The following is a 7,542-nucleotide window of genomic DNA, read 5'->3' as shown; positions in this document are numbered from 1 at the left end:
GCGCCGGGACACACCCTCCCCTATTAGGGGTAGATCTCCGTGAGGGGCACTTATTGGGAAACTATTGCCCTCTCGGGGCCCTTCACGGACCTACAACCGACCCGCAGCTTTCAGCGCCAAGTACCGGTCAGCCAGCGCAGGCGGCAACTCCTCCGGAACCGCGTCCACCACCCCGACCCCATGCCGAGTCAGCCGCGCCACCGACGACTCCCGATCCGCCAGCGCCCGCTCCGCCGCCGCAGCGTCGTAAACCGCCTCCGCAGACCCCCGCGAAGCCGCCATCTCCGCCACTCGCGGATCCGCCACCGAAGCCACCAGCACCTCGTGCCGAGCCGTCAACGACCCCAGCACCGGAAAAAGCCCTTCCTCCAACGGCGCCGGTTCCAGCCCGGTCAACAGCACCACCAAAGCCCGCCGCCGCGTCCGCCGCAGCACTTCCGCGACCATCCCCCGCGCGTCCGTCTCCACCAGTGACGGTTCGATCGTGGCCAAGGCGTTCACCAAAGACGGCGTCGACGCGTTCGGAACCGAAGCCCGCACACGACGGTCGTAAGCGACCAGATCGACCCGGTCTCCCGCCCGGGAAGCCAGCGCGGCCAGCAAAAGCGCCGCGTCCATCGCCGCGTCCAGGCGCGGTGCGTCGCCGACCCGGCCCGCCGAGACGCGACCGGTGTCCAGTACCAAAACCACCTGCCGGTCGCGTTCCGGACGCCACGTCCGCACCATCACGTCCGACGCGCGGGCCGTCGCGCGCCAGTCGATCGACCGGACGTCGTCGCCGATGACGTACTCGCGCAGGGAGTCGAATTCCGTTCCCTGGCCCCGGATCAGCACGGCGTTGCGGCCGTCCAGCTGCTGCAACCGGGCCAGCCGGGAAGGCAGGTGTTTGCGGCTGTGGAACGGCGGCAGCACCCGAACCGTCCACGGCACCTCGTGCGAACCCTGTCGCGCAGCCAAACCCAGCGGCCCCACCGCGCGCACGGTCACCCTTGCCGCAATGCGGTCGCCGCGGCGGGTCGGGAGCAGTGCGGTGGTGAGAGCACGTCGTTCGCCGGACGGGACCGCCAGCGGATGCCGGTCGTCGGCACCGGCGCTCGGCGGCCAGGCGTCCCGCAGCGAGCCGCGGACGGTGCGCCCGCCCGGGTTCGTCACGGTCAGCGTGACCTCGGCTGGTTCTCCCAGCCGGACGGAAGTGGTGCCGCTGCGCGAGAACCGCAGCGCTCGCACACTCCCGGCCAGCACGAGGTCCACGACGACCAGCACCAGCAGCACCGCGACCACAACCGCGACGCCGGTGCCGGACGGGAACAGCAGCCCGACCACCAGCGCCCCCAGCAGCGCCAGCAGCCCGAGCCGCCCGGTGATTGCCATTTAGCGCGGCACCGGCACGGAGGCCAGCACCCGGTCGAGGACGCCGTCCGAGGTCACGCCTTCGAGTTCGGCCTCGGGCCGCACGTCGAGGCGGTGCCGGAGCGCGGGACGGGCGAGCGCCTTGACGTCGTCAGGCGTCGCGTAATCCCGGCCGGACAGCCACGCCCACGCGCGCGTCACGGCGAGCAAAGCCGTTGCGCCACGCGGAGAAACGCCGATGCGTACCGCCGGGAGTTCCCGCGTCGCGCGGCAGAGGTCGACGACGTAACCGATCACTTCCGGGCCGACGGTCACCTTCGCGACCGCTTCTCGCGCGGCGGCGAGTTCCGCTGCCCCGGCGACCGGGCGGACGCCCGCAGCGGCGAGGTCTCGCGGGTCGAAACCCTGTGCGTGCCGCCAAAGAATGCCGATCTCGTCCTCACGCGACGGAGCCGGCATGGTCAGCTTCAACAGGAACCGGTCCAGCTGCGCCTCGGGCAACGGGTAGGTGCCCTCGTACTCCACCGGGTTCTGCGTCGCGACCACCACGAACGGATCCGGCAACGGCCGCGAGGCGCCGTCGATCGACACCTGCCGTTCCTCCATCGCCTCCAGCAGTGACGACTGCGTCTTCGGCGGTGTCCGGTTGATTTCGTCGGCCAGCAGCAGGTTCGTGAAAACCGGGCCCTCGCGGAAGGAGAACTCGCCGCTGTGCGCGTCGTACACAATGGACCCGGTGACGTCGCCCGGCATCAAGTCCGGGGTGAACTGCACGCGCGTCGTTTTCAGGTCCAGCGACGCCGCCAAAGCGCGCACCAGCAACGTCTTCGCGACGCCTGGCACGCCTTCCAGCAGCACGTGCCCTCGGCAGAGCAGCGCGAGGATGAGCCCGGTGACAGCCGCGTCGTTGCCGACCACAGCCTTCCCGACCTCGGTGCGCAACGCGATCAGGGCCGCCCGCGCGTCCTGCATCTGTTCGGTACTCAAGAACGCTCCACCTCTCGTTCCACCGCGTCCAGTTGGTCTGCCAGCCGCACCAGCGCCGCCTCGTCGGACGGCGACGGGCCGTACAGCACCGCCCCGACCTCGTTCGGCGCCCGGCCGGTCCGCGCGCTCACCGTCTCCACCACCGCGGGCGGGCCGGCGTCGCGCGGCAATCCCAGTCTCTTCCGCAGCCGCGTCCTGGCTGCCTCGCGCAAGGTTTCCGCCGCGTGCCCGGTCGCGCCGCCCCGCCGGTACAGCCGGGCCCGGCCCTCCGCCGTTTCCGCCGACCGCACGACCACCGGCAACGGTTCGCGCACCACCGGCCCGAGCCGTCGAGCGCGCCACAGCGCGAAAAGCACGACCGCGATGCCCGCGGTCAGCGCGCCGTATCGCCAGCCGGGCGGGATCAGGTCCACGAACGGCTTCTTCTCGCCCTCCAACGCCGGGTCCGTTGTGGACGGTACATACCAGACAAGCTGCCGGTGATCGCCCAGCAGCCGCATGCCGAACGCCGCGTTGCCTTCCTTGGCGATCTGGTCGTTGGTGAACGCCTCCGCGGCGCCGAGGACAGTCACGGTGCCGGTACGGTCAGCCAGCTGTACAAAAGTCGCTTCGCCGTCGTCGCGATAGCAGGCGCGCGCGGTCTTGTCGTCGGTGCGGTAATGGCGTCCGCCGAGCGTGACCGGGCCTGCGCTGACCGCCGCGCCGACCGTGCAAACCGGTTGCAGCGTACGGATATCTCCCGCGCCCATCGGCTCGACAGTCGGCGCGGCCATGCCCAGCGCCTTCGTTCCGGGCGCGACGAGCACGAGGTGCGCGACCCGGCGGCGCAGATCGGCCAGCCCGTCCGACGGCACCAGTTGCGGATTGGTGATCAGCAGCGTTCCGCTGTCGGCGGCCTCGCGCGCCTCGGCGAGCGTGTGCACGGCGCGGATTTGAACGCCTTCCTGCTCCAGCAAATGCGCGAGAGCGTGACTGCCGCGCGGTTCGTAGGAACCGGGTTCGAACTCGCCGCTGGTCTGCTTGCCGCGGCTGAGCACGATGGCGAGCGCGACGAGGACGATCAGCAGGAGGATCGCCAACGGAACCCGGGCACCGCGCCAGATTCGGCGCAGATCCGGCGAAACAGCTGTGCTCATGCGTCCGCCAAGACCGGCCGTGCCCGCCGGACCCGTTCGTCCAATTCGGACAGTGTGCGGTATCCGGCTTCGGTGCCTGGCCGCCCGCCGTAATGCACGTCGTCGAACTGCCGCGCGGCAGCGGTGAGTTCACCAGCCAAATCCGGCAGGAACCTTCCGGCTTCGGCAACGGCTTCGTCCGCGGTCCGGCCGGAGCGGACGTCGAGCAGCGCGCGCTCCTCCATCCCGCGCACGAGCGCACGGAACCGATCCCGCACCGCGTCGGCGAAATCGCCGCGAGCGGCCGCTTCCTCGGCGGCTTTCCGGTACTCGTCCGCGGTCTGCCGCCGTCCGCTGAACACCTCGCCGGACGTCTTCGCGGACCGGCCGACCTTGCCCACCCGCAGCCGCACGACCACGATCAGCACGATCAGCAACGCGAGCACCAGCAGCAGGCCGAGCGGGCCGCCGGGGACGCCGGACAAGGCGTTGAACAGCTCGGAAATCAGCCGCCCGAGCCATTGCCAGAACCGTTCGAGCAAACCCGGCTGCGCGGCCGCGTAGCCCGGATCGGTCAGTTCCTGCACCGCCCGCAGCCGGGCGGGGTCCCGGTCGATGTCGACCGGGACGTCGGCGAGAAAACCGATCACCACGCCTGCTGCGGCGGCTGAATGCCCGCCGCCCTGGCCAGTTCGATGTCCATGCCCTCGCGGCGCATCCGCTGATCGATGTAGAGCACCACGGTGACCAGCGCGGTGAACGGCATGACGATCGTCTCCGCGATCACCTTGCCGACCGACTGCAGCACCAGGCCGCCGGTCGTCACCCTCGGCACGGACTGCGGGTCGAAGATACTGGTGAACGCGCCCGAGCCGAGGCTGAACGGAACGCTGATGATCGCCGAGATCAGCCAGCTGATCACAGCCGCCAGCAGCAGAATCCCGAACACCCGCCAGAACATGCCCGACACGAGCTGGCGCGACCGCGAGAACGCCTGCCCGATGGTGCCGCGTTCGAGCACCAGCGCGGGCCCGGTGAGCGACCAGAACACGTACGGCAGCACAGCGGGCAGCAGGCAGAACGCCGCGGCGACCATCGTGGCCAGCGTGTACAGGATGGTGACCGCCAGCAGCGGCAGCAGGCGCGGCGCGGCTTCGCGCATCGCCGAACTGAAGTCGACCGGACGGCCGAGCACCGCTTTGCCCATCACCACGGTGAGGAAACCGGTGAGGAAAGTCTGCGCCAGCATGGAGATCACGAGCGCGGGCAGCAGCGCGGTGAGGGTGGAGCCGAGCAGGCTGTAGGCCGCGTCGAGCTGCTGTTGCGGAGTCGCGGCCGGGCCGAGCGCGGCGACCCGGTTGACCTCGGGAGCCAGCCACAGCGACGCGACGAGGCCCAGCCCCGCCGAGACCACCGCGACGATCGCGGACACCCCGAGGATCAGCAGCGGATACCGGCGGATCGCGGTGATCGCGCCGTCGAGGATGTCGCCGAGGTTCAGCGGGCGCAACGCGATCACGCCCGGTTTGCCCAGTCCGTTCGGGCTCCAGCCGGCGCCTGGACGGCCGTGGGGGCCGCCGGGGTACTGCGGAAGCGGTTGCGGGCCCGGGGATTGCCACTGGCCGCCTGCCGGGGGCGGGGTTCCGCCGGGCGGCAGGAACGCGCTGGGCTGCGGGTTTTCCCCTGGCTGCGCCGGAGTGGTTCCAGCCGGGGCCTCGCCGCCCGAAGCGCCGGCCGGGTTTTCGCCGCCCGGCCGCGCTGCCGCGTTTTCGCTGGCAGACGGTGAAGCCGAGGCAGTCTGGTCAGTCCCGTCAGCCGGACGCGCCCCGGTGTTTTCGCTGGCGGACGACGAAATTCCGGCGCTCGTGCCGGACGGCGAGGACGAGGTGTCCGTTTCGCCGGTCTCCGGCGGAGTGGCGGCGGACGCGCCCGGGTCGGGGGCGGCGAAGCCCCGGCTCGGCGTAGGCGTGTCGTCCCCCGGCCCGGGCGAACCGGGTGAGTTTGTCATCGGAGCCCCTCGTTTGCACGGCCCTGCGGTTGCTGCCGCCACTCTTCCAGAGCCGTCCGCACCCGGCCAGACCTGGGGGGACGTCCGGGCGAGGAGGCAGTCCGCCGAAGTGCTGCGGCGGACCGGGCGTCCCCCGATATGCTGAACGGCAAGCCGGGGGAAGCCCGGCCCGCGCCGAGACCCACCGGGACTGCCCTGATGACGCAACCGCCCTACGGCCAGGTGCCGCCACGCGGGACCGTTCAACCGCCGCCGGTGCCGGGCCAAGGACCGGTGCCGCCGGGCCAGTACCCGGGCCAGCCGCAAGGTCAATACCAGGCCCAGCCGGGACAGGCGCCGTACCAGGGACAACAGCCGCCGTATCAGGGTCCGCCGCCGCAGGGACCGCCGTGGCAGCAGCCGCCGCCGTCCTATCCGGTACCGCCGCGCAAGCCGACCGGGCTGATCGTCGGGCTGTGCCTCGGCGCGGTCGCGGTGCTGGCGCTGGGCGTCGTGGCGATCGTTTCGCTCAACCGCGGGTCGGGTTCCAGCAACGCCGGCTACCAGGCCGCGCCGCCCACGCCGACGTCCGCCTATCAGCTGCCGCCCACCAGCGGCTCGGCCACCACCTCGAGCACGCCGACCAGTCCGTCGGAAAGCCCGAGCACCTCGGCCAGCGCGGGCCCGCACAAGGTCCTCAAGCTCGCCGACCACCCGATCCTGCAGGACCGCAACGCCGGCCTGCAGAACCGCGTGTGCAACCTGCCGCCGTGGACGAGCACACAGGACGGTGCGGAAGCGTTCTTCACCGCCGCGAGCAAATGCCTCGACGCCGCGTGGGGCCCGTTCCTCGAGTCCTACAACCTGCCGTTCACGCCGCCCGCGCTGCACTTCCCGACCGGGCCGAGCTTCGACACCGAATGCGGCACCATCCAGGTCGGCATCGCCACCGCGGCGTACTACTGCGAGAACAACCTGTACGTCCCGTTCAAGGGCCTGCAGACCGACCAGTACGGCAACAACCCCGGCGTCTACCTGGCGTTGTTCGCCCACGAGTACGGCCACCACGTGCAGGAAGTCGCGGGCATCATGGACGCCGCGTGGCAGAAGATCTACGCGGCCGGGCAGAACAGCCCCGAGGGCCTGGACATGTCGCGCCGCAAAGAACTGCAGGCGCAGTGCTTCTCCGGGATGTTCCTCGGCGCGCACGTCGACCGCGGCGGCACGATCACCCGCGACATGTACAACAAGGCCTGGAACGACCAGGAAACCCGCGGAGACAACACTTCCCGCAGCCACGACCACGGCACCAACGCGCACTACGCGCAGTGGTGGCGGGCCGGAGCGAAGGACAACCGGATCGCGGACTGCAACACCTTCGCCGCGTCTGACTCGGACGTCAGCTGAGCTGGTCGCCACTACGGCTGTCGTGGTTCACGCGGGCTGGACTGGGTTCAGGTCAGCTGAGCAGCGCGAGCTTGCCCGGACCGCGGATCACCAGGTAGGCGTACATCCCGCCGCAGAAGCAGGCGAACACCAGCAGCGCCAGCGCGATCGGCGCCCGCAGGTCCTGCGCGCCCACGGCGCTGTCCGGCGCGGTGACCGAGATGACGCCGTCCGCCGGTGCGTCGTCCGGGACCAGCACCTGGAGGTGCTCGTCCTTGCCGTGCCCGCAGCTGTCGAGGGTGCCCTGGCGCGGTTTGCCGCCGAGCTGGAAGGAGACAGATTCGGCCGCACCGGGAACCGAGCAGTCGACGGCCTTGGTGATCTGGGCGTTCACCGGCGCGCCGGGCGACTTCGCCTGGATGCCGAGCAGCCCCGGGCCGGCGAGCCACGCCAAGACCACGACGAGCACCCCGGCCGCGACCGGGATGCCCACCTGCAGCCACCGCTTGACGGGGCCCTTATGCGGGGGGTCGGAAACCTGCACGACGCCATGCTTCCAGATGCCGGGGGCAAAACCCAGTGAGGTGCCCGCGCACGGGGGACCCCGGCGCGCCGCGCGACCGCGAACCCTCCCGCACACAGCACACCCGAGACGTCCGTGAAGGGCTCCTTGTGGGGATAAACTTAGCCCAAAGAGGCCGTGAACGGCAATTTGCG

7 protein-coding genes are annotated in these 7,542 nt (G+C 70.9%); 1 reads left to right on the top strand and 6 read right to left on the bottom strand.

What is annotated here, in order from left to right; all coding sequences use genetic code 11:
• Positions 1-90: 90 nt before the first annotated feature.
• From ACWGIC_RS25195 to ACWGIC_RS25175, 5 genes are read right to left on the bottom strand one after another with little or no spacing between them, the layout of a single operon-like run.
• Complete coding sequence (locus tag ACWGIC_RS25195) at positions 91-1,371, bottom strand: DUF58 domain-containing protein (protein WP_452078409.1); 1,281 nt, start codon at positions 1,369-1,371, stop codon at positions 91-93.
• Positions 1,372-2,322, bottom strand: coding sequence for an AAA family ATPase (locus ACWGIC_RS25190; protein ID WP_452078427.1), 951 nt, complete (start codon positions 2,320-2,322; stop codon positions 1,372-1,374). It abuts the gene before it with no gap.
• A gap of 11 nt (positions 2,323-2,333) precedes the next feature.
• Positions 2,334-3,473, bottom strand: coding sequence for a DUF4350 domain-containing protein (locus ACWGIC_RS25185; protein ID WP_452078408.1), 1,140 nt, complete (start codon positions 3,471-3,473; stop codon positions 2,334-2,336).
• Complete coding sequence (locus ACWGIC_RS25180; protein WP_452078407.1) at positions 3,470-4,105, bottom strand: DUF4129 domain-containing protein; 636 nt, start codon at positions 4,103-4,105, stop codon at positions 3,470-3,472. The genes ACWGIC_RS25185 and ACWGIC_RS25180 overlap by 4 nt, the downstream gene beginning before the upstream one ends.
• On the bottom strand, positions 4,099-5,460 hold the full coding sequence (locus tag ACWGIC_RS25175) for a hypothetical protein (RefSeq protein ID WP_452078406.1): 1,362 nt from the start codon (positions 5,458-5,460) through the stop codon (positions 4,099-4,101). The genes ACWGIC_RS25180 and ACWGIC_RS25175 overlap by 7 nt, the downstream gene beginning before the upstream one ends.
• A gap of 198 nt (positions 5,461-5,658) precedes the next feature.
• Here ACWGIC_RS25175 and ACWGIC_RS25170 point away from each other — a divergent pair, with 198 nt between their 5' ends.
• Positions 5,659-6,846: a neutral zinc metallopeptidase gene (locus ACWGIC_RS25170; protein WP_452078405.1), complete on the top strand. Its 1,188-nt coding sequence runs from the start codon at positions 5,659-5,661 to the stop codon at positions 6,844-6,846.
• A gap of 52 nt (positions 6,847-6,898) precedes the next feature.
• On the opposite strand, the gene ACWGIC_RS25165 is transcribed toward ACWGIC_RS25170, so the two are convergent.
• Positions 6,899-7,318, bottom strand: coding sequence for a hypothetical protein (locus tag ACWGIC_RS25165; RefSeq protein WP_452078404.1), 420 nt, complete (start codon positions 7,316-7,318; stop codon positions 6,899-6,901).
• Positions 7,319-7,542: the final 224 nt, after the last annotated feature.

Source organism: Amycolatopsis sp. NPDC054798, assembly GCF_053611505.1.
This window is presented reverse-complemented; position numbering and strand designations above follow the sequence as displayed.